General features: G+C 68.6%; 21 protein-coding genes. 10 read left to right on the forward strand and 11 right to left on the reverse strand.

Annotated features, from left to right (window positions below; all coding sequences use genetic code 11):
- Positions 1–68: 68 nt before the first annotated feature.
- Positions 69–2,267: a penicillin-binding protein 1A gene (locus DIE21_RS00190; protein WP_124494886.1), complete on the reverse strand. Its 2,199-nt coding sequence runs from the start codon at positions 2,265–2,267 to the stop codon at positions 69–71.
- Between the two features lie 87 nt (positions 2,268–2,354).
- Positions 2,355–3,917 carry a PLP-dependent aminotransferase family protein gene (locus tag DIE21_RS00195; RefSeq protein WP_260426778.1) on the reverse strand — a complete coding sequence of 521 codons (1,563 nt, stop codon included), beginning with the start codon at positions 3,915–3,917 and terminating at the stop codon, positions 2,355–2,357.
- 127 nt (positions 3,918–4,044) lie between these two features.
- On the opposite strand from DIE21_RS00195, the gene DIE21_RS00200 reads away from it, so the two are divergent.
- Positions 4,045–4,683, forward strand: coding sequence for an FMN-binding negative transcriptional regulator (locus DIE21_RS00200; RefSeq protein ID WP_124494888.1), 639 nt, complete (start codon positions 4,045–4,047; stop codon positions 4,681–4,683).
- A 49-nt stretch (positions 4,684–4,732) separates the two neighbouring features.
- Here DIE21_RS00200 and DIE21_RS00205 read toward each other — a convergent pair whose 3' ends face one another.
- Entirely contained in the window at positions 4,733–5,320 is a 588-nt protein-coding gene (locus DIE21_RS00205; RefSeq protein ID WP_124494890.1) for a thioredoxin family protein, read from the reverse strand.
- Positions 5,321–5,548: 228 nt separating this feature from the next.
- Between DIE21_RS00205 and DIE21_RS00215 the strand changes: the two genes are divergently transcribed.
- Together DIE21_RS00215 and DIE21_RS00220 are read left to right on the forward strand one after the other, a co-directional pair.
- Positions 5,549–6,289 (forward strand): response regulator, encoded by a 741-nt coding sequence (locus DIE21_RS00215; protein ID WP_124494894.1) that lies wholly within the window; start codon positions 5,549–5,551, stop codon positions 6,287–6,289.
- Positions 6,286–7,608 carry an ATP-binding protein gene (locus tag DIE21_RS00220; protein WP_124494897.1) on the forward strand — a complete coding sequence of 441 codons (1,323 nt, stop codon included), beginning with the start codon at positions 6,286–6,288 and terminating at the stop codon, positions 7,606–7,608. Before DIE21_RS00215 ends, DIE21_RS00220 begins: the two co-directional genes overlap by 4 nt.
- Positions 7,609–7,765: 157 nt before the next feature.
- Here DIE21_RS00220 and DIE21_RS00225 read toward each other — a convergent pair whose 3' ends face one another.
- Both DIE21_RS00225 and DIE21_RS00230 read right to left on the reverse strand, forming a co-directional pair.
- Complete coding sequence (locus DIE21_RS00225; protein ID WP_124494899.1) at positions 7,766–8,500, reverse strand: metallophosphoesterase; 735 nt, start codon at positions 8,498–8,500, stop codon at positions 7,766–7,768.
- Between the two features lie 187 nt (positions 8,501–8,687).
- Positions 8,688–9,320 (reverse strand): LysE family translocator, encoded by a 633-nt coding sequence (locus tag DIE21_RS00230; RefSeq protein ID WP_124494901.1) that lies wholly within the window; start codon positions 9,318–9,320, stop codon positions 8,688–8,690.
- Between the two features lie 315 nt (positions 9,321–9,635).
- On the opposite strand from DIE21_RS00230, the gene DIE21_RS00235 reads away from it, so the two are divergent.
- On the forward strand, positions 9,636–10,829 hold the full coding sequence (locus tag DIE21_RS00235) for a porin (protein WP_124494903.1): 1,194 nt from the start codon (positions 9,636–9,638) through the stop codon (positions 10,827–10,829).
- Between the two features lie 581 nt (positions 10,830–11,410).
- Positions 11,411–13,333: an SMP-30/gluconolactonase/LRE family protein gene (locus tag DIE21_RS00240; RefSeq protein ID WP_124494905.1), complete on the forward strand. Its 1,923-nt coding sequence runs from the start codon at positions 11,411–11,413 to the stop codon at positions 13,331–13,333.
- 27 nt (positions 13,334–13,360) lie between these two features.
- On the opposite strand, the gene DIE21_RS00245 is transcribed toward DIE21_RS00240, so the two are convergent.
- The 6 genes from DIE21_RS00245 to DIE21_RS00270 form a co-directional block, all read right to left on the reverse strand.
- Entirely contained in the window at positions 13,361–14,299 is a 939-nt protein-coding gene (locus DIE21_RS00245; RefSeq protein ID WP_124494907.1) for a c-type cytochrome, read from the reverse strand.
- Positions 14,296–14,982, reverse strand: coding sequence for a c-type cytochrome (locus DIE21_RS00250; protein WP_124494909.1), 687 nt, complete (start codon positions 14,980–14,982; stop codon positions 14,296–14,298). The genes DIE21_RS00245 and DIE21_RS00250 overlap by 4 nt, the downstream gene beginning before the upstream one ends.
- 46 nt (positions 14,983–15,028) lie before the next feature.
- Positions 15,029–16,081, reverse strand: coding sequence for an extracellular solute-binding protein (locus tag DIE21_RS00255; protein ID WP_124494911.1), 1,053 nt, complete (start codon positions 16,079–16,081; stop codon positions 15,029–15,031).
- Between the two features lie 8 nt (positions 16,082–16,089).
- Positions 16,090–16,881, reverse strand: a complete 792-nt coding sequence (locus DIE21_RS00260; RefSeq protein ID WP_124494913.1) for a transcriptional initiation protein Tat — start codon at positions 16,879–16,881, stop codon at positions 16,090–16,092.
- Positions 16,882–17,095: 214 nt separating this feature from the next.
- On the reverse strand, positions 17,096–18,391 hold the full coding sequence (locus tag DIE21_RS00265; protein ID WP_124494915.1) for an MFS transporter: 1,296 nt from the start codon (positions 18,389–18,391) through the stop codon (positions 17,096–17,098).
- A 140-nt stretch (positions 18,392–18,531) separates the two neighbouring features.
- On the reverse strand, positions 18,532–19,995 hold the full coding sequence (locus DIE21_RS00270; protein ID WP_124494917.1) for a mannitol dehydrogenase family protein: 1,464 nt from the start codon (positions 19,993–19,995) through the stop codon (positions 18,532–18,534).
- 157 nt (positions 19,996–20,152) lie between these two features.
- Here DIE21_RS00270 and DIE21_RS00275 point away from each other — a divergent pair, with 157 nt between their 5' ends.
- From DIE21_RS00275 to DIE21_RS00295, 5 genes are all read left to right on the forward strand, one after another.
- A complete protein-coding gene (locus DIE21_RS00275; RefSeq protein ID WP_124494919.1) occupies positions 20,153–20,884 on the forward strand; it encodes a GntR family transcriptional regulator in 732 nt (243 codons plus the stop codon).
- 28 nt (positions 20,885–20,912) lie between these two features.
- The gene (gene manD / locus DIE21_RS00280) at positions 20,913–22,121 is read left to right on the forward strand and encodes a D-mannonate dehydratase ManD (protein WP_124494921.1); all 1,209 of its coding nucleotides are present in this window, start codon (positions 20,913–20,915) and stop codon (positions 22,119–22,121) included.
- 29 nt (positions 22,122–22,150) lie between these two features.
- Positions 22,151–23,182 carry a Zn-dependent oxidoreductase gene (locus DIE21_RS00285; RefSeq protein WP_124494923.1) on the forward strand — a complete coding sequence of 344 codons (1,032 nt, stop codon included), beginning with the start codon at positions 22,151–22,153 and terminating at the stop codon, positions 23,180–23,182.
- A gap of 167 nt (positions 23,183–23,349) precedes the next feature.
- Positions 23,350–24,384: a 3-dehydro-L-gulonate 2-dehydrogenase gene (yiaK, locus tag DIE21_RS00290; protein WP_124494925.1), complete on the forward strand. Its 1,035-nt coding sequence runs from the start codon at positions 23,350–23,352 to the stop codon at positions 24,382–24,384.
- 85 nt (positions 24,385–24,469) lie between these two features.
- Positions 24,470–25,762, forward strand: a complete 1,293-nt coding sequence (locus DIE21_RS00295) for an MFS transporter (protein ID WP_124494927.1) — start codon at positions 24,470–24,472, stop codon at positions 25,760–25,762.
- Positions 25,763–25,791 lie beyond the last annotated feature (29 nt).

A 25,791-nucleotide genomic window follows, 5' to 3' on the forward strand; every position in this document is an offset into this window, starting at 1 on the left:
CGACGGGCAGACGCTTCGGCAATACGGGCAACCGTCATGCGCGCCGGCGTTGACCGCCGGCGGCACGATCAGCGGAAAATTTTCAACCAGTCGAACAGGCCGGGGTGCGGACGCCGCCTCGGTGCCGGCGCCGGTGCGCTGCGCGGCCGGAAGTCGGGCGAGAACTGCGCATGCGGATCGATCGCACTCGCACGCAGCGCCGCATCGTAGAACGTACCGACGATCGGCAACGCGCTGTGCGCCCCTGCACCCCAGTAGTCGCTGCGCAGCGTCACGCTGCCGTCGTCGAAGCCGACCCACGCGCCGGCCACCAGTTGCGGATGCATCAGGATGAACCAGCCGTCCGTATTGTCCTGCGTCGTGCCGGTCTTGCCCGCGACGTCGATGCGAATCCCGTAGCGCGAGCGGATGTCGGCACCGGTCCCGTAATCGACGACGCCGCGCATCACGTCGACCAGCGTCTGGGCCGCGGCCACCGGTAACGCGCGTTCGGGCAGCGCGCTGCCGAATGCGGCGAGCACCTTGCCGTCGCGATCCTCGATGCGCGTGATCATCTGCGGCGCGACATACACGCCGCGATTCGCGATCGTCCCGTACGCGGACACCATTTCCTTCAGCGTGACGGGGCTCGTACCGAGCGCGAGCGACGGCACCGCGTCGAGCGGGCTGTCGCGCACGCCCATTGCGCGTGCGATCTGCGCGACCCTGGGCGCGCCTTCGCGCTGCATCACCTGCGCGGTGATGCGATTGCGCGACAGGGCAAGCGCGTCGCGCAGCGTCATCGGCGCGTCCGTCGGCGGCTCGGCATCGGTCGGTCGCCACACCGCGTGCGCGCCGATCGGGATCGCGACGGAGCGATCGACGAACGTATCGCCCGGCCGCATCCCGTCCGCGAACGCGGCGCCATAGACGAACGGCTTGAACGTCGAGCCCGGCTGGCGCCGCGCCTGGACGACGTGATCGAACGGCTCGCTGCCGAAATCGGGGCTGCCGACCCACGCGCGGATCGCGCCATTGCGCGGATCGATCGCGACGAAGCCGGCCTGGACCTGCGTCTTGCGCTCGCACAGCGCGCGCATGAACGCGCGATTCGCGCCGAGTTGCTTCAGCGCCGCCGCATCGGCGAGCCCCGCGTCGCGCGCAGCGCGATAGTCGGGCGTCTGCCGGATGAAGCCGCGGAACAGGTCGTTGCGCAGTCCGCAGCCGGACGGGTTGTGCCACGCGCTGTCGGCGATCGCCTGCAGGCGATCGGTTTGCTGCGTCAGCGCTTGCGTCGCCATGTCCTGCAGCTGCGCATCGAGTGTCGTGCGCACGACGAGGCCGTCCGAGTAGAGGTCGTAGTTGTTGCGGTCGGCCCAGGCGATCAGCCACTTGCGCAGCTGCACCGCGAAGTGCGGGGCGGGGCCCGGCTGCGCGGTCTGCGGCTCGAAGTCGACGCGCAGCGGCCGGCGCTGCAATTTCGCGAGTTGCTGCGGCGACAGCATGCCCATCGCCGCCATCCGCGCGAGCACGATGTTGCGGCGCTGGACCGCGCGCTCCGGATTCAGCACCGGGTTGTAGTAGCTGTTGCCCTTCAGCATCCCGACGAGCGTCGCGCTCTCGACGATGTCGAGCTGGTCCGCCGATTTGCCGAAATAGGTGCGCGCGGCCATTTCGACGCCGTACGCGTTGTACAGGAACGGCACGGTGTTCAGGTAGGTCTCGAGGATCTCGTCCTTGCTGTACACCGTCTCGATCTTGAACGCGGTGATCAGCTCCTTCATCTTGCGCGTGAGCGTCGGCGCGCGGCCGACTTCATCCGGATACAGGTTGCGCGCGAGTTGCTGGGTGATCGTCGAGCCGCCCTGGCGGCTGCCCGAGAACGTATGCAGCCCGGCCGCGAGCGTGCGGCGCCAGTCGATGCCGTGATGCGCGTAGAAGCGGTGGTCCTCGGTCGCGATCAGCGCGTTGACCATGTGCGGCGAGATCTGCTTGAGCGGCACCCATTCGCGGTTGACGGGCCGGAACTCGGCGATCAGCTGACCGTCGGCCGACAGCACGCGCGCGGGTCGGTCGATGCGCGCCTTGCGGATGTCGCCGATGCTCGGCGTGAACGGCACGAACGCGAGCAGGACCAGCAGGCCGAGCACCGGTATCGCGGCGAGCGTCAACGCGACGCCGCGGCGCGTCGGGTGGCGCAGGCGATGCCACGCGCCGGCGCCCAGCGCGCGGGCGCCGGCGCGGCAGCGAAGCCACAGATTGCGAAGAAACGGCACGAAGCGATTCACGGCGGCAGGAGCGCGAGCGGAAAAGGCGCGATCCTAGCAAACCGCGCGGCGTTGCCCCTGGCCAAAAAGCCCGTTTTCTTGCAGGAGTTACAGACGATTACGTTTGTTGCCCGTGGACAACTTTTGACCGTGTAATCGTCGCGATTCATCCGACGAATTACCGGCCGCTGCGTCGCCGACCACGTCCGCGAGCCGCTGCGCGGCCGCTTCCACCCGCGCGCGATCGAACCCGCCGAAGCCGAGCACGAGCCCGGGGCGCGCGGTGCCGGGCGCGAACATCGGCGACACCGCGCGCACCGCGACGCCCGCCTGCGCGGCGCGTGCCACCACGTCGAGATCGTCGATCCCTTGCGCGAGCCACAGCACGACGTGCATCCCCTGGTCGCCCGGTTGCACCCAGGCGAGTTCGCGCGGCAGCCGCGCGCCGAGCGTGTCGATCAGCAGCGCGCGCTGTTCCGCGTAGACGCCGCGCACGCGGCGAATGTGGCGGTCGAGATGGCCTTCCGCGATGAAGGCGGCGAGCACGTGCTGATCGGCGGTCGGCGCGTGGCGATCCATCAGCACGCGCGCGCCGCAGAACGCGGGCACGAGGTCGTCGGGCGCGATCACGTAGCCGAGCCGCAGCGACGGGAACAGGATCTTGCTGAACGTGCCGAGATAGACCACCCGGTCGGGATCGAGCCCTTGCAGCGACGGAAACGGATAGCCTTCGTAGCGCAGCTCGCTGTCGTAATCGTCCTCGACCACCCACGCGCGATGCGTACGCGCCCAGCCGAGCAGCGCGTTGCGCCGCGCCATGCTCATCGGCATCCCGAGCGGGTACTGGTGCGACGGCGTGACGAACGCCGCACGTGCGTTCGGCGCGAGATGGATGCCGGCCTCGACGTCGATGCCGTCCGCGTCGACCGGCACGCGGACCATCGCGTCGCGCCGCCCGGTGCTCTCGAGCAGCGCGGTGATGCCGCGATAGGCGGGATTCTCGACCCACGCGCGATCGTTCGGGCCGAGCAGCAGCTGGCTCGCGAGGTGCAGCCCCTGTTGCGTGCCACTCGTGATCACGACCTGATCGGCGCTGCAGCGCACCGAGCGCGAGCGGCGCACGTAATCGGCGATCGCTTCGCGCAGCGGCAGCGCGCCTTGCGGATCCGCATAACCGGACGGCGCACCGGCGCCGCGGGCGCGCAGCCGGTTGCCGAGCCGGCGCCAGATGTCGTCGGGCGCGGTGAGCCCGACCGGCACCGAGATCGCGAACGGCACGGCCGGCAGCGGACGGAATTCGCGGGCGATCCGCGCGAACGTCGCGGCCGGTTCGGGCAGGCCGGCGTGCGCGACGCGCTGGCGGGCGGCGGGTGGGTCGCCCGCTGGCGGCGATGGCTCGGCCAGCGCGTTCGCGACCCGCGTGCCGGCGCCGCCGCGCGACTCCAGGAAGCCTTCGGCGACGAGCTGCGCATAGGCGTCGACGACGGTGCCGCGCGCAACCTGGAGTGATGCCGCGAGCAGCCGCGTGGACGGCAGCGTGTCGCCGGGCCGCACGTCGCCGCGGCGCACCGCGTCCCGCAACGCCTGCGCGAGCTGGCGGCTCAGGTCGCCGGCTGCGCGGTCGAGCGCGCCGAGCGACGGGATTTCGACGATCCGGGCGGTTCTGGCCATGATTCTGGTCTGCTGAAAATTTTCTAAACCGGCTCTACAGCATAAACCAGTTAGCGATCACAATCGGGGCATGACGGGCCGGTTCCCGGCCTGTTCCCTCCGAACCCTGTCCGACCGTGGAGCCGCCATGTATGTCCCCGCCGAATTCGCCGAATCCCGTCCCGACGTGCTGCGCGAACTGATCGTCCAGCATCCGTTCGGCACCCTGGTCACGCACGGGAAGAGCGGGCTCGACGCGAACCACCTCCCGTTCGAACTGCTGCCGGGCGACGGCGGCCCTGACGAGCTGCATGCGCACGTCGCGCGTGCGAATCCGGTCTGGCAGGACGTCGCGAACGGCGACGAGGTGCTCGTGACCTTCCGCGCCGGCGATGCGTACATCTCGCCGAACTGGTACCCGAGCAAGCACGTCGCGCATCGGCAGGTGCCGACGTGGAACTACGTGGCCGTGCATGCACAAGGCCGCATCACCGTGCGCGACGACGAGAAGTTCGTGCGCGGCGTGGTCGCGCGGCTGACGCGCACGCACGAGGCGTCGCAGCCGGCGCCGTGGAAGATGGCCGACGCGCCGAAGGACTATCTCGACACGATGCTGCAGTCGATCGTCGGGCTGCAGATCGAGATCACGCGGCTGGTCGGCAAGCGCAAGCTCGGGCAGAACAAGGCGGTCGACGATATTCGCGGTGCGGGCGACGCGCTGATCGCGAACGGGAATCTCGCGATCGGGGAGGCGATGCTGGCGGAAGCGGAGGCGAAGCGGGGGTGAGCGGCGGTGAATCGCACGGGGGCGCAAGCCGTGCCCCCGCCGGCCCACGCTACTGCGTCCGCGTCGCGTTCTTCGTTTCGTTTCCCGCCTTCGCCTGCGCCAGCGCCCCGCGAATCGCCGCCTCCGTCTTGTCATATCCGCCCTCGCCATACCGCGTATAGACGACCTTCCCGTTCGCGTCGATCAGGTACAGCGCGGGCCAGTACTGGTTGCCGTACGCGCGCCACGTGTCGTAGCGGTTGTCCTGCGCGACCGGATACTGGATGCCGAAGCGCTTGAGCGCATCGGCGACGTTCTTCGCATCGCGCTCGAACGGATACTCGGGCGTATGCACGCCGACCACGACGAGCCCCTGGTCGCGATACTTCCGGTACCACTCGTTCACGTACGGAATCGTATGAATGCAGTTGATGCACGAGTACGTCCAGAAATCGACCAGCACGACCTTGCCGCGCAGCTGGTCGAGCTTGAGCGGTGCGCTGTTGTGCCAGCGTTCGATACCGGTGAAGTCGGGCGCCGGCGTGCCGGCCAGCGAGGCGGTCATGCCCGCGTCGTCGCGGGTGCCGGCGAACGCGGCGAGCCCGGCCGTGGCGGCGAGGGCGATCACGAGGGCGGCGGTCTTGAGTCTGGGCAGCATGGCGATTCTCCGGTTCGGCCGGCCGCCGCGCGAGCGTGTGGGCCGGACAGGTTTCGACAGCCCTCATTGGGCCGCGCCGACGTATCTGCGGTGTGTCCGGCAAGCCGTGCGTGTGCAATGTTGTATGTCGTCGCGGCGGCGCGATACATTGGGATACAAACGCGTGACCGCGGTGCGGTATAAAAGCGGACATCGCCAGCCGGAACCTCACGACAACGACACCGACTCATGGACAAGATCGACCACGTACTGATCGTCGACGACGATCGCGCGATCCGCGAACTGATCGCGGACTACCTCGAGAAGAACGGCATGCGCGTGTCGCTCGCCGCGAACGGCCGCGAGATGCGCAACGTGCTCGACGACGGCGCGCCCGACCTGATCGTGCTGGACCTGATGCTGCCCGGCGAGGACGGTCTCACGCTGTGCCGCGATCTGCGCGCCGGCAGGTTCCGCACGGTGCCGGTGCTGATGCTGACCGCGCGCGGCGAGGAAACCGACCGCATCATCGGCCTCGAGATGGGCGCCGACGACTATCTCGCGAAGCCGTTCGCGGTGCGCGAGCTGCTCGCGCGGATCCGCTCGGTGCTGCGCCGCGCGCGCATGCTGCCGCCCGGCATGCAGGTGACGGAGACGGCCGCGATGCTCGCGTTCGGCGAATGGCGGCTCGACACGACGGGGCGTCATCTGCTCGACACCGAGGGCACGCTGGTGGCGCTGAGCGGCGCCGAGTACCGGCTGCTGCGCGTGTTCCTCGACAATCCGCAGCGCGTGCTGACGCGCGACCAGTTGCTCAACCTCACGCAGGGCCGCCAGTCCGATCCGTTCGACCGGTCGATCGACCTGCTCGTGAGCCGGCTGCGCCAGCGGCTGCGCGACGGCGCGCGCGAGCCGCGCTACATCAAGACGCTGCGCAACGAGGGCTACGTGTTCTCGTCGGCCGTGACTGCCGTCGAAGGCGACGCATGAGCGCGCGCACCCTGTGGCACTGGCCGCGCTCGCTGTTCGCGCGGCTCGCGCTGATCCTGTGCGTGGGCCTCGCGCTCGCGCAGACGCTGTCGTTCTGGCTCACGATGACCGAGCGCGACCAGGCGACCACCAACCTGATGATGGGCTACATCGAGCGCGAGGTCGCGAGCTCGGTCGCGCTGCTCGACCACCTGCCGCCCGACCAGCGCGCCGCGTGGCTGCCGCGTCTCGCACGGCGCAGCTATGCGTTCATCCTCGGCCCCGGCGAGACGGGCACGCCAGCCGAGGCGCGACTGTCCGCGCGCGTCGAGCGCTCGATCTCGGACGGCATCGGCGGCGACTACCCGCTGACCGCGAACGCGATCCCCGGCGATCGCGAGCATCTGCAGGTGCATCTGCGCCTGACCGACGGCTCGCCGCTGACGATCGACATCCAGCCGATGTCGACGGTGCCGCTGTCGGGCTGGCTGCCTTACGTCCTCGCGCTGCAGCTCGCGGTGCTGGCCGCATGCTGCTGGCTCGCGGTGCGGCTCGCGACGCGGCCACTGAACCAGCTCGCGCAGGCGGCCGACGCGCTCGGCCCCGACCTGAAGGGCGAGCGCCTGAACGAGGACGGGCCATCCGAGGTCGCGCGCGCCGCGCGGGCGTTCAACGCGATGCAGGACCGCATCGCGCAGTACATGGCCGAACGCATGCAGATCCTCGCGTCGATTTCGCACGACCTGCAGACGCCGATCACGCGGATGCGGCTGCGCGTCGACACGATGGACGACGACGTGCAGGGCGCGAAGCTGCGCCAGGACCTGCTCGAGATGGAGCATCTGGTGAAGGAGGGCGTCGCGTATGCGCGCACGCTGCACGGCACGGAAGAGGCCGCGCGCCGCATCGATCTCGATGCGCTGCTCGACAGCATCGTGTGCGATTACACGGATGCGGGGCAGGACGTCGCGCTGCACGGCGGCGGGCCGCTCGCGCTCGTCACGCGGCCGAAGGCGCTGCGCCGGATCGTCGGCAACCTCGTCGACAACGCGCTGAAGTTCGCCGGCGCGGCCGAGATCGACGTGCAGGCGGCGCCGGGCGGCGGTGCGGTCATTGCGGTGCTCGATCGCGGGCCCGGTATTCCGGACGACCAGCTCGACGCGGTGTTCGAACCGTTCCGGCGCGTGGAGACGTCGCGCAATCGCGAGACGGGCGGCACGGGGCTCGGCCTCGCGATCGCGCGGCAGCTTGCGCTCGCGATGGGCGGCACGCTCACGTTGCGCAACCGGCCGGATGGCGGCGGACTCGAAGCGCGGCTGACGCTGGCGAATGCCGCGTGATGCGTGATGCGTGATGCGACGCCGCGTGCGGAGACGTCACGGGTGTCGCGGACGTCGAGTCGAAACGGGCGGCATCCGTCGCGCTGCACATGCGCGTCGATGGCGAAACGGTTGTCCGGTGAACGTAGCAGGGTGAGCGGCAGGCGGCGGCGATGCGTCAGCACCGGCCGGTGCGCAGCGCGACGCTCCAGTCGTCGCGGCCGCGCGTTGCTGCAGTGGCGGCGGCCGTGTGCCAGTCGTATTCGACCGCGTGGAATTCGGCGTGCCAGCCGGCCGGCGTGCGCGACACCATCGCGTAGCGCGCATGCGGCGAGCCCGTTTCGATCCGGTGCGGATGCGGTTGATCGTCCGTGTACGCCTGCAGGCCGACGCTGCCCGGGTTGACGATCAGACGGCCGTCGTCGAGCTTCGCGATGCGCGGCACATGCGTGTGGCCGCACAGGATCAGCGAGGTCGGCGCGTCGCCCGCGCGCCGCGCGATTTCATCGGGCGTCGCCGCGCGGCAGCCGTCGGGCGTCACCGTTTCGAGGAAATAGGCGAGGTCGCTGGCGGGCGTGCCGTGCACCATCAGCACGTCGTCGCCGAGCGTCAGGCGTTCGGGCAATGCGGCGATCCACGCGCGATGGTCGTCGCGCAGCGTGTCGTGCGCCCAGCGATCGGACAGCCGCATCGTGTCGCGATCGCCGGTCAGCAGTTGCCGTTCGTGATTGCCCTTGATGGTCGGCAGGTCGAGCGCGATCAGGCGGTCGGCCGTTTCGGCCGGATGGAGCGCGCCCGATACGATGTCGCCGAGGTTGACGATCAGGTCGGCGCCGCGGCGGCGTACGTCGTCGAGCACCGCGTCGAGCGCGGCGAGATTGCCGTGGATGTCGGACAGCGCGGCGATTTTCATGGCGAGGCAGTCGATGCGGGGAACGGCGATTGTCGCCAATTCGGCGTGGCGCGTCCAATCGCGTCGACGGCGAGAGGTCCGTGCGGTCGAGCTGCCGGAGCGACAGGCCGGGGAAGCCGGAGCGGGGCGGCGCGCCGATTCTCATCGCGCACGCGTTGCGAACGATGCGGCGCGCATGCCGATGCCGCTACGCGGCATGACGCCGGTACAGCGCAAGCGACCCGGCCAGCGCGAGCAGCATCGCGCCGCACGTGCGTTCGAGCCACAGGGCGCCCGAGCGCTTCAGCAGCCGCACCGCGCGTGCGCCGAGCAGCGCGTAGCCGAACATCACCGCGCCGTCGAGCAACGCGAACGTGACTGCGAGCGCGACGTACTGCGGCGCGAGCGGCGCGGACGGATCGAGGAACTGCGGCAGGAACGCGGAGAAGAACAGATAGCCCTTCGGATTCGTCACCGCGGTCAGGAAGCTTTTCGCGAAGATCGACGCGTTGCGTTCGGGCGTCGCGCCGCCGTGCGCGGCGGCGACGTCGAGCGAGCCCTTCGACGTGAGCAGCCGGATGCCGACGTACGCGAGATAGGCGGCGCCGAGCCATTTCACCACCGAGAACCAGAACGCCGACGCCATCAGCAGCGCGCCGAGGCCGAGCGCGACCGCGACGATCAGCACGAAGTCGGACAGCATCGCGCCGGCGAAGCCGTAGGCCGCGCGGCGCACGCCGTAGCGCGAGCCGTTGGTCAGCGCGAGCAGCACGGTCGGGCCGGGCGTCGCGATTCCGACGAACGCGACGGCGGCGAAGATCAGCAGGGTCGTTTCATGCATGACGGAGGCTCCCGGTAGCAGGTGCGCGCTCGATTATCGAGTGCGCGTCCCCGCGCTGTACAGGGACGTTCGCTGCGCGACCCATTATCTCGATATTGGCAAGAAGCTGTTTTCATTATTGCGCTATCGACAGGAACCGGTTCCAACTACCATGGCGGGCCGCAGCGGGCTTGCCCGCCGCGACGTCGCGCGCGCCTTGTCGCATGCGCGCATTCCCGCGTGCGGACGCCGCCGGCCTCGCATGCCGGCGGATCTCGCCGAGCGCACGCGCTACTCGCATAGAACAACGGGTTCACGCCCGGAGACGCTAAAACCATGAACAAGCAACTGATCGCAGCACCGCTGCTGCTCTCGCTCGCGGGCATCGCCTCCGCGCAAGGCTCCGTCACGCTGTACGGCATCGTCGACGCGGGCGTGACCTATCGCAGCAACGAACGGGTCGGCTCGCCGGGCGCCTACACCGGGCATTCGGATGTCGGCCTGACCACCGGCAACCTGTCCGGCAGCCGCTGGGGCATCAAGGGTTCCGAGGATCTCGGCGGCGGGATGCGCGCGCTGTTCGTGCTCGAGAACGGCTTCGACATCACCAACGGCACGTCGGGCCAGGGCGGCCGCCAGTTCGGCCGCCAGGCGTTCGTCGGTGTCGGCAGCGACCGCTATGGCACGGTCACGCTCGGCCGCCAGTACACGTCGCTCGACGACTTCGTGAGCCCGGTCGGCCCGTCGTCGTTCATCGGCGGCTTCGGCGCGCATCCGGGCGACATCGACGATCTCGACCAGACCGCGCGCGTCGACAGCTCGATCAAGTACACGAGCGCGAACTACTCGGGCTTCACGTTCGGCGCGCTGTACGGCTTCGGCGGCCAGCCGGGCAGCATGAAGCAGCGCAACACGTGGAGCGTCGGCGCGGCGTACGCGGCGGGGCCGCTGCGCGTGGGCGTCGGCTTCGAACGCTCGGACAACAGCAAGACGGGCGCGACCGACCCGACTACGGGCAAGTGGCGGAGCACCGACGACGGCCTGTTCAACTCGTCGATCAACGAGGGCTATGCGAGCGCGCAGTCGCAGCAGGTCATCGCGACCGGCGCGACGTACGACTTCGGCCCGGCCGTGGTCGGCGTGAACTACAGCAACGTGCAGTACCGCAGCGGTGCGCAGTCGCTGTTCAGCGGCCATGCGACCTTCAACGTCGCGGGCGTGTTCACGCGCTGGAACGTGCAGCCGCAGACGCGGCTGTTCGCCGGCTACAGCTATACGCGCGGCAGCGACGTCGACGGCATCGACAACCGTGCGCAGTACCACAACGTCACGCTCGGCGCGGTCTACGACCTGTCGAAGCGCACCAGCGTGTACCTGCTCGGCGCGTACCAGCATGCGTCCGGCACGACGCTCGACGCGCTCGGCCGGCCGGTGGCCGCGACCGCGTCGGTGTCGGACAAGGCGAACGGCCACTCGTCCGACTCGCGTTCGCAGGCGATCGTGAGTCTCGGGCTGCGCCAGAAGTTCTGACGTCACGTGCGTGACCGGCCGCCCGCGCGCGATGCGGGCCGCCGGTCGCACGGCTCGCCGCCCATGCTGTCGCGACCTTTTTCCAGGAGACGCAGGAGACCGCGCGCGCGGCGCATCTTCTCCCTGTCTCCATCTTCAGCGGCAACGGCGTTCCGCCACGCACGCCTTACTTCGCTTGTTCACGATTTTCCCGGCAATGCGGCATGCATCCCGCACGCTCGATCGCGCAATGCAGCATGCACCGGATAATATTTTTTCTCTTTCATTTCAATTTCGATTTGTAATCATCGATACGATTTTCCGGCAATGAATATTCAATGCGGGCGCATCAGAAAAAATGACGCGTCTGCATCGGGGGATTCGGAACAAAATGCCGGCGATGACGAATCGCAACAGCGCTGCCGGACGGGGAGGTACGGTGCCGGTCCCGGCATGCCTCATCGTTGGTCGACCAGCGTTGCGCGGTAAAAGAACGTAACGAGTAGTTCGCAGTGGAAATGAACGGTTTTTTTCAAAAATCACCGATATTTCATATGCGGCGAATTAGAGTGTCGAGAAACGATCGTCCGGGAGCATCATTCATGGTATCGAAACAAATTCGCGCGGCATTGCTTGGGTTGTGCATGGCGATGCTGGCGCCGGTCAGTCACGCCCAGGCGCAATACACGACAGACTGGCTCGCGAACACGTTCGGCACGCTGGCCGCGCATGTCGGCAACGGCGCTCGCTCGCTGTGGGTCGCGCCCGAGGGCGTGATCTATACGGCATCGCGCTGGGACGAGAACGCGGGCGGCGTCGCGATCTACCAGAACGGGCAGACGCTCGGCACGATCGGCATCCATGACGAATTCCATGGCGGCGCGATCACCGGCAACGCGAACTCGCTGTTCGTCGCGCTCGGCTACAACCGCACGTTCGGCAGCGGCTCGGTCGGCCGCTACAACCGCAGCACGAACCAGCGCGACCTGCGCATTCCGGTCAGCACGTGGACGGGCATCCAGTACGCGGACGTGATCACGGGCCTCGCGACGACCGGCAACCTGCTGTACGTGAGCGACTTCTACGGCAACCGCGTGCGCGTCTACACGACGGACGGCGTGTGGCAGCGCGACATCGGCGTATCGGGGCCCGGCGCGCTGGCGCTCGACGCGGGCGGCAACCTGTGGGTCGCGCGCAAGAGCGCGGGCCTCGTCGCGCAGTTCAGCCCGACCGGCACGGCGATGAACACGATCCAGATGGCGGCCCGCGCGCGGCCGGCGTCGCTGTATTTCGATGCGCCGCGCGGGCAGTTGCTGGTGGGCGACGAAGGCCCCGACATGAACATCAAGGTCTACGCGCTTGCCGGCCAGCCCGCGCAGATCGGCACGTTCGGCGTGCAGGGCGGCTATCTCGACACGACGTCGGGCATCAAGGGGCAGGTCGGCGACAAGCGCTTCACGCGCGTCGCGGGCATCGGCAAGGACGCGGCCGGTAACCTGTACGTGCTCAACAACGCGTGGGGCGGCGGCTGGGATCTCGGGCGTAACGGCAGCACCGACCTCCATTCGTACGGCCCGACGGGCGTGCTGCAATGGAAGCTGCAGGCGCTGAACTTCGAGGCGGCTGCCGCGCCCGACCCGGCGACCGACGGTGCGTTCTTCTACAGCGGCAACAACGTGTATACCGGCACGGCGGGCGGCACGTTCGTCGCGAACACGATCGATCCGTTCACCTACCCGAAGGACCCGCGCCTCAACATGAACGACTACCAGCGCGGCCAGCATTTCGGTCAGCTCGCGCTGGTGAACGGCACCCGGATGCTCGTCGCGACCGGGCAGAACCCGGGCAACTACAACCTCTATCACTTCAACAGCGCGAGCGGCTATATCGCGATTCCGGACGGCTCGATCCCCGGCAAGCCGTTCAACACGAACCTGCAGGTGACGGCCGGTTTCGCGCTCGACGACCACGGCGACGTATGGGCCGGGCTCGATCGCACCAACAACATCTCGCACTATCCGATGACGGGTTTCGACGCGACCGGCAAGCCGACATGGGGCAAGCCGACGCAGATCCCGATCCCGCGCACCGCGCTGCCGCTCACGCGGATCATCTACCAGGCCGACAGCGACACGATGATCCTCGCGCAGGGCATCTCCGGCAGCTGGGACTGGACCGCGATGAACGGGCACATCGAGGTCTATCGCGGCTGGAAGGCGGGCAACACGAGCACGCCGAACGTGGCGATCAACCTGACGAGCGCGAACCCGAAATCGATGGCGGCGGCCGGCCACTACCTGTTCGTCGGCTACGTGCACACGGTGCCGAACGTCGACGTGTTCGACCTGAACACCGGCAATCTCGTCACCACGCTGACGAACTCCAACACGGCGGCGATGGACGTGGGCAACGACGTCGACTCGATGTACGGCATCCGTGCGTACCTGCGCTCGAGTGGCGAATACGTGATCACGAAGGACAACTACAACGGGTCGAGCCTCGTCGTGTATCGCTGGCATCCGTGATCACGCGGGCCGTGTGCCGAACGGGCGTCATGGCGCGCCGAGCACGCGGCCGTTCACCTCGCGCCCGTACATCGAGTCGGGCGAATCGTGGAATTTCGCGCGCGTGTCCTGCACCGAGCCGGTGAAGCGCGGGTCTTGCGGACGCTCGTGGCTGTCCATGAAGGTCGCGACGTCCCACGCTTCCTGATCGGTCAGCGTGCCGCCGAGCCCGAGCGGCATGTTGGCCTTCACGAAGCCGGCCGCGTTGCGGATGTCGCCCATCCCCGCGCCCCAGTTGAACGAGCGCGCGCCCCACAGCGCCGGAAAGACCGGCTTGCCGCCGCTCGACTGTCCCTGGCCGTCCGCGCCGTGACACAGCGCGCAGTGCTGCGTATAGACGGCGGCGCCGCGCGCGTAGTCGGCCTTCTGCGCGGGCGGCGGCAGTTTCGGGAAACCCTGGCCGGGCAGCTTCATGCCGACCGGCGCGCCCTTCGCGAGCCAGTACGAATAGGTTTCGAGCGCAACGAGGATCGGGTCGCCGGCCGGCGGCGCCTTGCCGTTCATGCTGTATCTGAAGCACCCCTGCAGGCGCTCGGCGAACGTGTTCACGTGGCCATTCTTGATGCGGTAGGCCGGGTACAGCAGGTACGCGGCCCACATCGGGCCCGAATCGGGCCGGCGGCCCGCGTCGAGGTGGCAGCTCGCGCAGGTCAGCTTGTTGCCGACGTACTTGCCCGCGTACGCGGGCGTGTGCAGGAAGATCTGCTCGCCGAGCTTCACGGTCTTGCCGAAGTCGTCGGCCGGTATCGCGGATTCGGCGGGCGGCATGAACGGCTTCGCCGCCGCGGCGGGCAGGGTCGCCGCCGCGGGTGCGGAAGCGGCGGCCGGCGCGTCCTGCGGCGCGGCCGCGCAGGCGAGCGCGGGCAGCCAGGCCGCGCCGAGCAGCGCGGCGCGCGCGCCGCGGATCAGCTTCGTGCGGTCGATCATTGTTTTTCTCCGTTCGCGGCGCCGCCGCGCGCATAGTAGGCGGCCACCGCGTCGATATCGGTGTCGGACAGCTTGCCGGCGATCATCGGCATCAGCGCCATCGGGCCGGGTGCCCGCGTGCCGTGCTTCCAGCCGTTCAACTGGCCCGCGATATATGCGGCCGGCTGGCCGGCGAGCGGCGGAAACGCGGTGCCCACGCCGAGGCCGCCCGCGCCGTGGCATTGCGCGCACGCGGGCAGGCCCTGCGACCAGCGTCCGCGTGTCACGAGCCATGCACCGGTGTTCGCCGGATCGATCGAGGCGGCGTCGGACACGGTGATGGCGGGCGGCGCGGGCAGGCTCGCGAAATACGCGGAGACCGCGTCGCGATCGTGCGGCGACAGCAGTTTCGCGAGCGGCTGCATGACCGGGTTCTGGCGGCTGCCGTCCGCGAACGCGGCGAGTTGCGCGGACAGGTAGGCTGCGTTCGTGCCGGCGAGACGCGGGAAGCCGGCGGCTGCGTTGCCTTCGCCCAGTGCGCCGTGGCAGCCGATGCATGCGGCCACGCCCGTCGCCGTACCCTGGGTGGCGATCGTCTTGCCGAGCGCGATGCCGTCCGCGCGGGCGTTGCCCGCCAGCAGCGCGGCCGCGGCGAGCAGCAGCGGCGCGAACCGGCGTCGTGCGATGTCGACCGAATCGTTCACGTGTCCCCTCCTTGTTGTCTGTCTTGTTGCGCGTGTGCCCGCGCGGTCAGCCCGCGTCGGGCCGGTCCTGCCGTGGCGCAAGATGCGGCGTCGGCGCCGTCGCGTCGTACTGCCCGAAGCCGTAGCGCGCGAAAATCCGGAATGCCTCGGGCGACCGGATGAACGCGAGCCACGCGCGCGCGGCTTCCGGATGCGGTGCGTGCTTCACCATCGCGCCTGCATAGATCGCCGTCGTATTGTGTGCGGACGGAATGTCGATGTGCATCAGCGGATGCCCGACCTGTTCCTGGAACGCCGCTTCCGATTGCCACAGCACGCCGGCGTCCGCACGACCCTGCATCAGGAACAGCGCGGTTTCCCGGTGATGGATGTGCGTGAGCTCGGTCGTGCCGGCGCGCACCTTGTCGTCGTAGACGGTGCGCGCGAGCGGATCGCCGCCGGCCTTCACGAGCGACGCGCGGATCTGCCGCGCGACGCCCTCGAATGCCGGGTTCGGCATCGCGAGCTTCACGTCGGGCCGCGCGAGATCGTTCAGCGACGCGATGTGCTTCGGATTGCCCGCGCGAACCATGATCGTCAGCTGGTTTGTCACGTAGGGCACCGCCGGGCCTTCGAGCGTGCCGTCCGCGATCAGGTCGTCGATCTTGCCGAGTCCGGCGAAATACGCGTCGGGCCTGACCGTCCACGTCATGTTGCCGACGGTGATCGTGCCGCCCGCGTGAATCTGCTTCACGAGCAGGCCGGGCGGGATCGTTTCCCAGTAGAGGCGGCCGCGGTATTCGGGATGGTCTGCCTCGAACTGCGCGACGAGCGGCGCCATCGCGAAGAAGTAGTTGCCGCCGACGTACAGCACGAGCTTCGGCGCGGTGAGGTCGCCGTGGAAGTCGGCGAGCACGTCGACCTGCGGCACGGTGAATTCGAGGCCGCGATTCGTCGCGTCGTTGTTGCGGCCGTCCTGCCAGGGCGGAAAGATGCGGGTCGACGTGTCGCCCGGTGCGGCGAGCGACAGCGCCGACGTGCAGCAGAGCGCGGCCAGCGCGGCATGCAGCACCGTGCGCCACCGGCGTTGCAAGGGAGAACGCGTGCGGATCGATGTCATGGCGCGCGTCACTTCGCGTAAGTGAAACCGGCGTGCTGCAGCTCGGGCAGCGTGCCGACCGCGCCCGGCGTGACGATCGCCGACGGAATCACGTGGTTGGTCAGGTCGGCGGCGAGTGCGTCGAGCGGCAGCTTGTCCGGATTCGCGTTCGCGCGATCGAGCCGTTCAGCGAGCTCCCAGATCGCGTTGTGGCACGACAGGAACACGACGCCGCGCTGCAGCAGCGCGGCGATGCTGTTGTCGTGCGACGAGAACGCGCCGTCGGCCAGTTCGTGGTCGTTGGCGTCCTTCGACTGCGCGGGTTTCGCGGCGAGCAGCGTGTTGGCCGGGAACGCTGCGCCCGCGAATTTCGCGAGGCCGTATTTGTCCCACGCGGCTTGATCGAACAGCGCGAGGTGCGCGGTGCCGTGCGTGGCGGACACGACGAGGAAGTCCGGATGGCCGAATGCCCAGATCTGCGCGTTCAGCGCATTGCGCATCAGGTTCAGCCACGGGCCGCCGAGCTCGGTGTTGTCCCACACCTGCTTCGGGCCGCCGCGATAGCCGATCACTTCCATGAGTGCCGCGTGATCCCATTGATCGGGACGCTCGACGATCATCGGCACCGTCTTGAAGTCGCGCCGTCTCGGCGTGGCCGCGAGGCGACGGGTGAGGTCGGCGATGCGCGTCGCGCCGCCAGGCAGCAGCGCGCCGGGTTCGGGTGTCGCCGCATGGGCGACGCGCGAGGCGCCGAGCAGTGCGGTGCCGGCCGCGAGGCCGAGGGTCTTGAGCGCGCCGCGGCGCGCATGCCGGTCGGACATCGAACTCTCCCATATCGTTTTTGTGGGGGCGTGCCGCATTGCCGTGCCGCTGCGCAGCGTCGCCATCGCGTAGCCAGTCTAGAGGCGCGCGATCGATACCGGAAATCACGATATCGGATGGGAGATATTCGAGGGTCCGATGATTGGCTGAAACGACAAGGCCGCGCGATGCCGCTTCATGCGGCACCACGCGGCCTTCATCAAGCGTACGACATCAGTGCACGGTGCGTTCGCGCAGCACTTCCGACGGCCGCGCGTTGCGCACGAACACGGCGGCCAGCACCGCGCCCGCGAGTGCGATCGCGCCGGCCAGCACGAACGCGGACGCGAACGAGCCGCTGCGCTCGACGATGAAGCCGGTCACGGCCGGCCCGATCACGCCCGACAGGCTGCCCATGCAATGCAGGAAACCGCTGACGCCGCCGACGCGGGCCGGGTGCACGACGTCCTGCACGATCGCCCAGTAGATCGCGCCCGTCACGTACAGGAAGAACAGCGACACCGACATCAGCGCGACCGCGCCCTGCGTCGACTGCACGGTGCCCGCGACGGCCACGCACGCGCCGGCGCCGAGCAGGCAGGTGACGAGCACGATCCGGCGCGACAGCAGCAGGTTGCCGGTGAGCCGGTACAGCGCATCCGAGATCGCGCCGCCGCACGCGAGGCCGACCGTGCCGACGAGCCAGGGCACGACGGTGGCGACGCTCATCTCCTTGATGTTCAGATGGTGCGCGCGCACGAGGTAGCTCGGGAACCAGCTCAGGAAGAAGAACAGCACGTAGTTGTAGCTGAAGAACGCGGCGGCCGTCGCGAGGATGCGCGGCTGGCGCACGTAATGCGACAGCGTGTGCGTCGACGTTGCCGCGCCGGCGCCGGCGGCGGCAGGCGCGTGGGCGACCGCGGCCGTTGCGGCGGACGCGCGCGTTGCGTCGCCGACCGGTGTGGCCGGGCGGTCCGACGTCGACATCATCCACACGACGACCCACACGAGTCCGATCGCGCATACGATCCAGAACGCCGGCCGCCAGCCGAACTGCGCGGCCAGCAGGCCGACGATCGGCCCGGCGATCGCGCCGCCGAGCGGCGAGCCGGCGCTGAGCAGGCCCATCGCGGTCGCGGCGCCGTCGCGCGGCAGCCAGTTGTTGACCATCTTGTTCGCGGCCGAGCACAGCGGCCCTTCGGCCATGCCGAACAGCAGCCGCACGATCAGCAGGCTCACGAAGCCGACGGTGAGCGCGGTCATCCCGCAGAACACCGACCACAGTCCGACCGCCAGCACGTATACGAGCTTCGGCCCGAGCCGGTCGGACGCGAGCCCGCCGATGAAATTGAACAGCGCGTAGCCGATGAAGAACGTGCTGAACACGAGACCCATCTGCGCGGCGTCGATGCCGAGATCGGTCTGCACGATCGGCGCGACGATCGACAGCGCGACGCGGTCGAGATAGTTGATCCCGTACACCAGGAACAGCAGGAACACCGTGAACCACGCCTGCGACTTCTGCTTCATGTCTGTCTCCTTCGTGCCGGTGGGCCGGCCGTCATGTCTTGTCTTGTCTTGTCGATCGTTCGCCGCGTCGTTACGGAGCGCGGCGGGCAGGGGGATTGCGCGATTCACTTCGGTTGCGGCGAATCGGGGTGAGCGTTCGTTCAGCGCGCGTGCAGCGGCGCGAGCAGCGCGTCGGTGCCATGCGTGCGCAGCGTCGACAGATGCGCACCGACACGCACGATCAACGCATCGGGCCACGCCGTCAAACCGGCGAGCGCCGTGCTGCCGAGTGCGGCCCGAACCGCGCCGGTTGCATCGCCGGCAGCAGACAACGTTGCGCCGAGCGCGGCCGCGCCCGGATCGCTGATCGCGAGTGCGCGGCCCGCTTCGTCGCGCGCGGTGGCGACGTAGTGCAGCCAGAGCGCGAGCGCGCGTTCCAGGTACGGGCGCTCGACGCCGGCCGCCGCGCTTTCGCCGAGCGCCGGCAGCCAGCGCAGCGGCACCTTCTGCGTGCCGTCCATCGCGATCTGTTCGGTGCGATGCGCGAGCGTCGGATTGCGGAAGCGCTGCACGAGCGTCGCGCAATAGCCGTGCGCGTCGTAACCGGACGGCACGTCGACGGTCGCGAGCAGGTCGCGCGTCATCACGCCGTCGACGAGTGCCGCGATCGCCGGATCGGCCATCGCATCCGACACGGTCGCGCGGCCGCGCAATTGCCCCGCATACGCGATTGCCGAATGCGAGCCGTTCAGCAGCCGCAGCTTCATCGTTTCGTAGGGCCGCACGTCGCCGACGAGGTGCGCGCCGGCGTCTTCCCAGCGCGGGCGCGGGCCGGCGAAGCGATCCTCGATCACCCATTGCGAGAACGGCTCGCAGACGATCGCGGCCGCGTCGCGCGCGCCGAGATGCGCGTGCGCCCAGTCGAGCGATTCGGGCGTCGCGGCCGGCACGATCCGGTCGACCATGCTGTTCGGGAACGCGACGTCGTCGCGGATGCGCCGCGCGAGCGCGCCGTCGATGCGTTGCGCGTAGTCGATCAGTAGCGCGCGCAGCGTGTCGCCGTTCGACGTCATGTTGTCGCAGCAGACGACGGTCAGCGGTGCATGGGCCGGCCGCAGGCGCAGGCCGGCCGCGATCACGCCGAGCGCGGTGCGCGGTGTGTCGGGCGTCGCGAGATCCTGCCGGATCGCGGGATCGTCGGCATCGAGACCGCCGCCGGGACGGCGGCAATAGCCTTTCTCGGTCACGGTCAGGCTGACGATCGACACGGCCGGATCGGCGATCAGCGCGAGCAGCGCGGGCAGCGATTCGGGCGCGAACAGCGCGTCGTGCACCGCGCCGACGATGCGCGTGCGTGCGCCGTGGCCGTCGCGTTCGGTCACCGTGTACAGGTGATCCTGCGCGGCGAGCAGGTCGACGGTATGGCGCCGCCGCAACTCGACGCCGACGATGCCCCAACGCAGATCGCCCTGTTCGAGCACCGTTTCCGTATGCAGCGCCTGGTGCGCGCGATGGAACGCGCCGAGGCCGAGATGGACGATGCCGGTGCGGACCGCCCGCCGGTCATAACCGGGGCGGCGCGTGCCAGGCGGCGCGGTGTTCAGGAAATCGGGGGCGGATGACATGGGGATCGGTAACGGTTCGTACCATGGTAGATGGCGGAATGCGTGCAGGTTATTTCGAGTTTCACGTCGAAGTTATCGGTGTAAACGCTAGATCGCCTGAGTTTGGCCATTTCTGTACCATGGTAGATATCGATATCGAGTCGGATCAATCGCAACCATGAGCGAAACGGCAGCACTGGAAGAAGCGGACGTCGTGGTCACGGCGTTGCAGGGGTTCTCGCTGGACGAGAGCCGGTCGTATACGGAGCAGGTGCATGCGCTGCTGCGCCACGCGATCGTGCGCGGCGCGCTGCCGCCGCGCACCGCGCTGTCGGAGGCGGTGATCTCCACGACGATCAAGGTCAGCCGCACGCCGGTGCGCGAAGCGTTCGCGCAGCTTGCCGACGAGCGGCTCGTGCAGATCATCCGCAAGGTCGGCACGCTGGTCGCGCCGATTCCGGTGTCGATCCTCGAGGAAGGGCGCTTCGCGCGCAGCACGCTGGAATGTGCGAACCACGTCGAGCTCGCGCAGAAGATCACGCCGGCGCAGCTCGCGGAGTTGTCGCGGATCATCGACGCGCAGCGCGCGGCCGTGGACGCCGGCGATGTCGAAGCGTTCTTCGCGCTCGACGAGGCGATGCACGGCCGGATGTTCGCGTTCGCGGGCCGGCCGCACGTGTGGGAAATGCTGCAGCCGATGAAGCGCCAGTTCGACCGCGTGCGCTGGCTGCTGCTCGACCGCGTCGAGGATCACGCGCGGCGCGCGCTGCAGGAACACGAGCAGATCCTCGCGCACATCGCGTCGCGCAACATGGCGCTGCTCGGCGCATCGGTCGCGGCGCACGTCGACCGGATCGGCTCGCATCTGCCTGAAGTGCGCAGCCGCGCGCCCCATTACTTTGTCGACTGACATCTGAAACGCCCGCTGGAGGAGCGCAGTGAAAATCGAACGCTTGCAGACCATCGTCACGTGTCCGGGCCGGAACTTCGTGACGGTGAAGATCGTGACCGACGAGGGCGTCTACGGCCTCGGCGACGCGACGCTCAACGGGCGCGAGCTCGCGGTGCGCGCGTACCTGGAGGACCACGTGTTCCCGTGCCTCGTCGGCCGCGATCCGCGCAACATCGAGGACATCTGGCAATACCTGTATCGCGGCGCGTACTGGCGGCGCGGGCCCGTGACGATGACGGCGATCGCCGCGATCGACATGGCGCTGTGGGACATCTTGGGCAAGCTCGCGGGCATGCCTGTCTACCAGCTGCTCGGCGGCAAGAGCCGCGACGGCCTGATGGTGTACGGCCACGCAAACGGGCGCGATCACGAGGAAGCGGTCGACGCGGTGCGCGCGCACATCGAGGCCGGCTATCGCGCGATCCGCGTGCAGTCGGGCGTACCGGGGCTCGACAAGGTATACGGCGTCGGCAAGACGGCCGGCGCGTACGAGCCCGCCGAGAAGGGGCTGCCGCCCGAGGAGCCGTGGGACACCGCGCTTTACCTGCGCCATACGCCGGACCTGTTCCGCAAGGTGCGCGACGCGGTCGGCGATGCGCCGCACCTGCTGCACGACGCGCATCACCGGCTCACGCCGATCGAGGCCGCGCGGCTCGGCCGCGATCTCGAGCCGCATCGCCTGTTCTGGCTCGAGGACGCGACGCCCGCGGAGAACCAGGACGCGTTCCGCCTGATCCGCCAGCACACGACGACGCCGCTCGCGGTCGGCGAGGTGTTCAACTCGATCTGGGATTGCAAGGATCTGATCCGCGACCAGCTGATCGACTACATCCGCGCGACGATCGTGCACGCGGGCGGCATCACGCACGTGCGGCGCATTGCCGACTACGCGGCGATGTACCAGGTGCGCACCGGCTTCCACGGCGCGACCGACCTGTCGCCCGTCTGCATGGCGGCGGCCGTGAACTTCGGGCTGTGGGCGCCGAACTTCGGTATCCAGGAACTGATGCCGCACAGCCCGCTGACCGATGAAGTGTTCCCGCACAGCTACCGCTTCGAGGACGGCTATCTCGTGATGGACGACGTGCCGGGCCTCGGCGTCGACATCGACGAGACGCTGGCCGCGAAGTATCCGTACGAGCGCGCGTACCTGCCGGTCGCCCGGCTGCGCGACGGCTCGATGTGGAACTGGTGAGCGCCGAAGATCCGAAGGAGAGAACCGAAATGTTGAGCGTCGTTGTCGATCGTCCGAACAGCATGGGCGTGCGCGAGGTGCCGCTGCCCGTGCCCGCCGCCGGCGAAGTGCGCGTGAAGGTGCGCTATGCGGGCATCTGCGGGTCGGACCTGCACATCTTTCACGGCAAGAATCCGTTCGTGTCGTACCCGCGCATCATCGGCCATGAATTCGTCGGCACGATCGAGTCGGTCGGCGCGGGCGTCGATGCCGCGCGGCTCGGCGAGACCGTCGCGGTCGATCCGGTGATCAGCTGCGGGCATTGCCACGCGTGCACGATCGGCCGGCGCAACGTGTGCCGGCACCTGAGCGTGCTCGGCGTGCATCGCGACGGCGGCTTCAGCCAGTACACGTGCGTGCCGGCCGGCAACGCGTACCGGATTCCGGACGCGATCGCCGACACCTGCGCGGCGATCATCGAGCCGTTCGCGGTGGCCGCGAACGCGACCTCGCGCACCGGCGTGCTGCCGGGCGATGTCGCGCTGATCTATGGCGCCGGCACCGTCGGGCTGACGATCCTGCAGGTGCTCAAGCGCGTGTACGGGATTCGCGCGTTCATCACCGACCGGCTCGACGCGCGTCTGCAGCTCGCGCGCAAGTGCGGCGCGGCGGAGGACGAGATCATCAACACGAGCGTCGAGTCGCTGCCCGACGCGCTGGAGCAGCGCGGTGTCGACGGCGGCCCGACGCTGATCTTCGATGCGGTGTGCCATCCGTCGATTCTCGAGGAGGCGGTGAGGATCGCCGCGCCGGCGGGCCGGATCGGCGTGCTCGGATTTTCGTCGGAGCCGTCGGCGATCGTGCAGGCGGAGCTGACGAAGAAGGAGCTGACGCTCGCCGCATCGCGGCTCAATTGCGGGATGTTCCCGCAGGTGATCGACTGGATTGGCCGCGGACTGATCCAGCCCGAGCACATCGTCACGCACAAGGTTGGCTTTCGCGACGTCGCGCGGGCGTTCGAGATGGCCGAGCGCAATCCGGAGAAAAGCTGCAAGATCCTGCTCGATTTCGCGGGCGGCTGATACCGGTTCGTGTCGCCGGCCGGGATGCGTCGCGCGTGGCGCGCCATCCCGGCCGCATGACGCGATCGCTCGCCGCGGGCGAGCCGGGCGGCGCGAATCCCGCGCGCCGTGTCGAGGGCAGGTTCGGGATCGGAGACACCCACATCCAATATAAGGAGACATGCATCGTGACCCGGATTCCCTTCGAGGAAATGCAGCGTGCAATCCATGCGGCGTTCGTGAACGCTGGCATGCGCGAACGCGACGCCGAAATCTGTGCGAGGGTGCATACCGAATCGACCTGTGACGGCGTCAATTCGCACGGCATCAATCGCGTGGCGCGATTCGTCGACTATCTCGTCAAAGGGTGGGTGAACATCGACGGAGCGCGCGAGCGCGTCAAGCAGTTCGGCGCGATCGAGGTCTGCGACGGCCAGCGCGGGCCAGGCATTCTCAATGCGCTGTCCGCGACCGACCGGGCCATCGAGATCGCCGACGCGCAAGGCGTCGGCATCGTGGCGATGCGCAACGCGACCCACTGGATGCGGGGCGGCACCTATGGGTGGCACGCGGCCGAGCGCGGCTACATCGCGATCTGCTGGACCAACACCGAATCCTGCATGCCCGGCTGGGGTGGCAAGAACACGCGCGTCGGTAACAACCCGTTCGTGATGGCGGTGCCGCGGGACCGCGGCCATATCGTGCTCGACATGGCGATGTCGCAGTACTCGTACGGCAAGCTGCAGGCCACCCGCCTCAAGGGGAAGACCATGCCGTTTCCCGCCGGCTTCGACCGCGACGGGAAGCTGACCGCCGAGCCCGGCCCGATCGAAGCGTCGATGCGGATCTTGCCGATGGGCTACTGGAAGGGTTCGGGATTCGCGATCATGCTCGACGTGCTGGCTGCGGTGTTGTCCGAAGGGCTCGCGACGAACGGGATCGATGCGATTCAGCAGGGAAGCTGCACCGGGTGCTCGCAGGTCTTCATCGTGATCGACCCGCGCAAGCTCGGCGGCGAAGCCTTCACGAACCACGTGGCCGACGGCGTGGCGGACTACGTGAACACGTCCGAGCTCGCGGAAGACAGCAAGGAAGTGCTCTATCCGGGGCAGAGCGCGCTGCGCACGCGGATCGAACAGCGGCAGCACGGCATCGCCGTCGACGACGGGATCTGGGCCGACGTGCTCGCGCTCGCGGAGCGGCGGGCGTCGCCGCAGCGCTGACGACACGACGGCGGGCGCGCCGGAACGGACTGACGAATCACCCCTGTTGCTGCAGAGACGGTTGTTTTCATCGGGAGAACTGACCATGAGGGCGGATGTCGCGCTTGCGCTGGACGCAGGTATCGAGGCACGGAACGAAGACGCGTTGTACCGGAAAGTGATACTGAGGATCGTCCCGCTGTTCTTCCTCGGTTTCATCATGTCGTACCTGGACCGCGTCAACATCGGGTTCGCGAAATTGCAGATGGCGGCCGATTTCGGTCTGACGAATGCGTCGTTCGCCCTCGGTGCGAGCGTGTTCTTCTGGGGCTACATGCTGTTCGAGATTCCGAGCAATCTGATCCTGCGGCGGGTCGGCGCGCGGGCATGGATCGCGCGGATCATGATCACCTGGGGGATCGTGTCGATCCTGATGGTCTTCTCGAGGAACGAAGCCGCGTTCTATTCGCTGCGGTTCCTGCTGGGCGTCTGCGAGGCCGGCTTCGTCCCGGGCGTGATGTACTACACGAACACGTGGCTGCCGGCCCGGCGCCAGAGCGGCATGTACTCGCTGTTCCTGATGGCGTTGCCGATCGCCGTCGTGTTCGGCGCGCCGCTGTCCGGCGCGATCATGGAGACGATGGGCGGCGTGGCGGGGATCCACGGGTGGCAGTGGCTGTTCCTGCTGGAAGGGCTGCCGTCGGTGGTGCTGGGCGTCGTCATCCTGATGCTGCTGAGAAACAGGCCGGCCGACGTGGACTGGCTGACGCCGCGCGAGAAGCAGATCATCGAGGCGAACGTCGCGACGGAGGCGGCCTTCAAGTCGCATCGCGTGGCCGATGCATTCCGCTCGCCGAAGATCTATGCACTGATCGTCGTGATGATCCTGTTCAACACCGGGTTCTATGGCCTGACGTTCTGGATGCCGACGCTGTTTCACGATGCGGGCGTTGCGAACAGCCTGAACGTCGGGTTGCTGACGGCCATCCCGTTCGGCGTCGCAGCGATCTGCATGTACGTGAATGCGAAGCGCGCGGAGCAATCCGGACGGCTGCGGCGGCACGGCGTGGTGCCCGTCGCGCTGGCCGCGATCGGCTTGTTCGTCGCGACGATCGCGCACGACAACTTCTGGCTCGCGCTGGTGATGCTGACCGTCGCGACGTCGGGCATCCTGTCGCTGATGCCGATCTACTGGACGCTCCCGGGGCGCGTGCTGTCCGGCCCGGCGGCGGCGGCCGGCTTCGCGCTGATCAACGCGTGCGGGAGCCTGTCCGGCATTCTGGGCGCGATGATCATCGGCTATGCGGGCCTGCGGACCGGGATGATGATTCTGGCGGGCTTCCTGGCGTTGTGCAGTGTCGTGTTCTACCGGGTCTGCCCGCCCACGGCGTACACCTAGCCGCGAGCCAGGCCGCAGCCGTCCGCGCG

It is taken from the genome of Burkholderia sp. Bp9140 (assembly GCF_003853425.1).
Lineage (GTDB): Bacteria > Pseudomonadota > Gammaproteobacteria > Burkholderiales > Burkholderiaceae > Burkholderia.

Excerpts from the sequence above, each read along its gene's own strand:
- DIE21_RS00195 (WP_260426778.1), bottom strand. The coding sequence starts at position 3,917 with ATGGCCAGAACCGCCCGGATCGTCGAAATCCCGTCGCTCGGCGCGCTC.
- DIE21_RS00200 (WP_124494888.1), top strand. The coding sequence starts at position 4,045 with ATGTATGTCCCCGCCGAATTCGCCGAATCCCGTCCCGACGTGCTGCGC.
- DIE21_RS00205 (WP_124494890.1), bottom strand. The coding sequence starts at position 5,320 with ATGCTGCCCAGACTCAAGACCGCCGCCCTCGTGATCGCCCTCGCCGCC.
- DIE21_RS00215 (WP_124494894.1), top strand. The coding sequence starts at position 5,549 with ATGGACAAGATCGACCACGTACTGATCGTCGACGACGATCGCGCGATC.
- DIE21_RS00220 (WP_124494897.1), top strand. The coding sequence starts at position 6,286 with ATGAGCGCGCGCACCCTGTGGCACTGGCCGCGCTCGCTGTTCGCGCGG.
- DIE21_RS00225 (WP_124494899.1), bottom strand. The coding sequence starts at position 8,500 with ATGAAAATCGCCGCGCTGTCCGACATCCACGGCAATCTCGCCGCGCTC.
- DIE21_RS00230 (WP_124494901.1), bottom strand. The coding sequence starts at position 9,320 with ATGCATGAAACGACCCTGCTGATCTTCGCCGCCGTCGCGTTCGTCGGA.
- DIE21_RS00235 (WP_124494903.1), top strand. The coding sequence starts at position 9,636 with ATGAACAAGCAACTGATCGCAGCACCGCTGCTGCTCTCGCTCGCGGGC.
- DIE21_RS00240 (WP_124494905.1), top strand. The coding sequence starts at position 11,411 with ATGGTATCGAAACAAATTCGCGCGGCATTGCTTGGGTTGTGCATGGCG.
- DIE21_RS00245 (WP_124494907.1), bottom strand. The coding sequence starts at position 14,299 with ATGATCGACCGCACGAAGCTGATCCGCGGCGCGCGCGCCGCGCTGCTC.
- DIE21_RS00255 (WP_124494911.1), bottom strand. The coding sequence starts at position 16,081 with ATGACATCGATCCGCACGCGTTCTCCCTTGCAACGCCGGTGGCGCACG.
- DIE21_RS00260 (WP_124494913.1), bottom strand. The coding sequence starts at position 16,881 with ATGTCCGACCGGCATGCGCGCCGCGGCGCGCTCAAGACCCTCGGCCTC.
- DIE21_RS00265 (WP_124494915.1), bottom strand. The coding sequence starts at position 18,391 with ATGAAGCAGAAGTCGCAGGCGTGGTTCACGGTGTTCCTGCTGTTCCTG.
- DIE21_RS00270 (WP_124494917.1), bottom strand. The coding sequence starts at position 19,995 with ATGTCATCCGCCCCCGATTTCCTGAACACCGCGCCGCCTGGCACGCGC.
- DIE21_RS00275 (WP_124494919.1), top strand. The coding sequence starts at position 20,153 with ATGAGCGAAACGGCAGCACTGGAAGAAGCGGACGTCGTGGTCACGGCG.
- DIE21_RS00285 (WP_124494923.1), top strand. The coding sequence starts at position 22,151 with ATGTTGAGCGTCGTTGTCGATCGTCCGAACAGCATGGGCGTGCGCGAG.
- DIE21_RS00295 (WP_124494927.1), top strand. The coding sequence starts at position 24,470 with ATGAGGGCGGATGTCGCGCTTGCGCTGGACGCAGGTATCGAGGCACGG.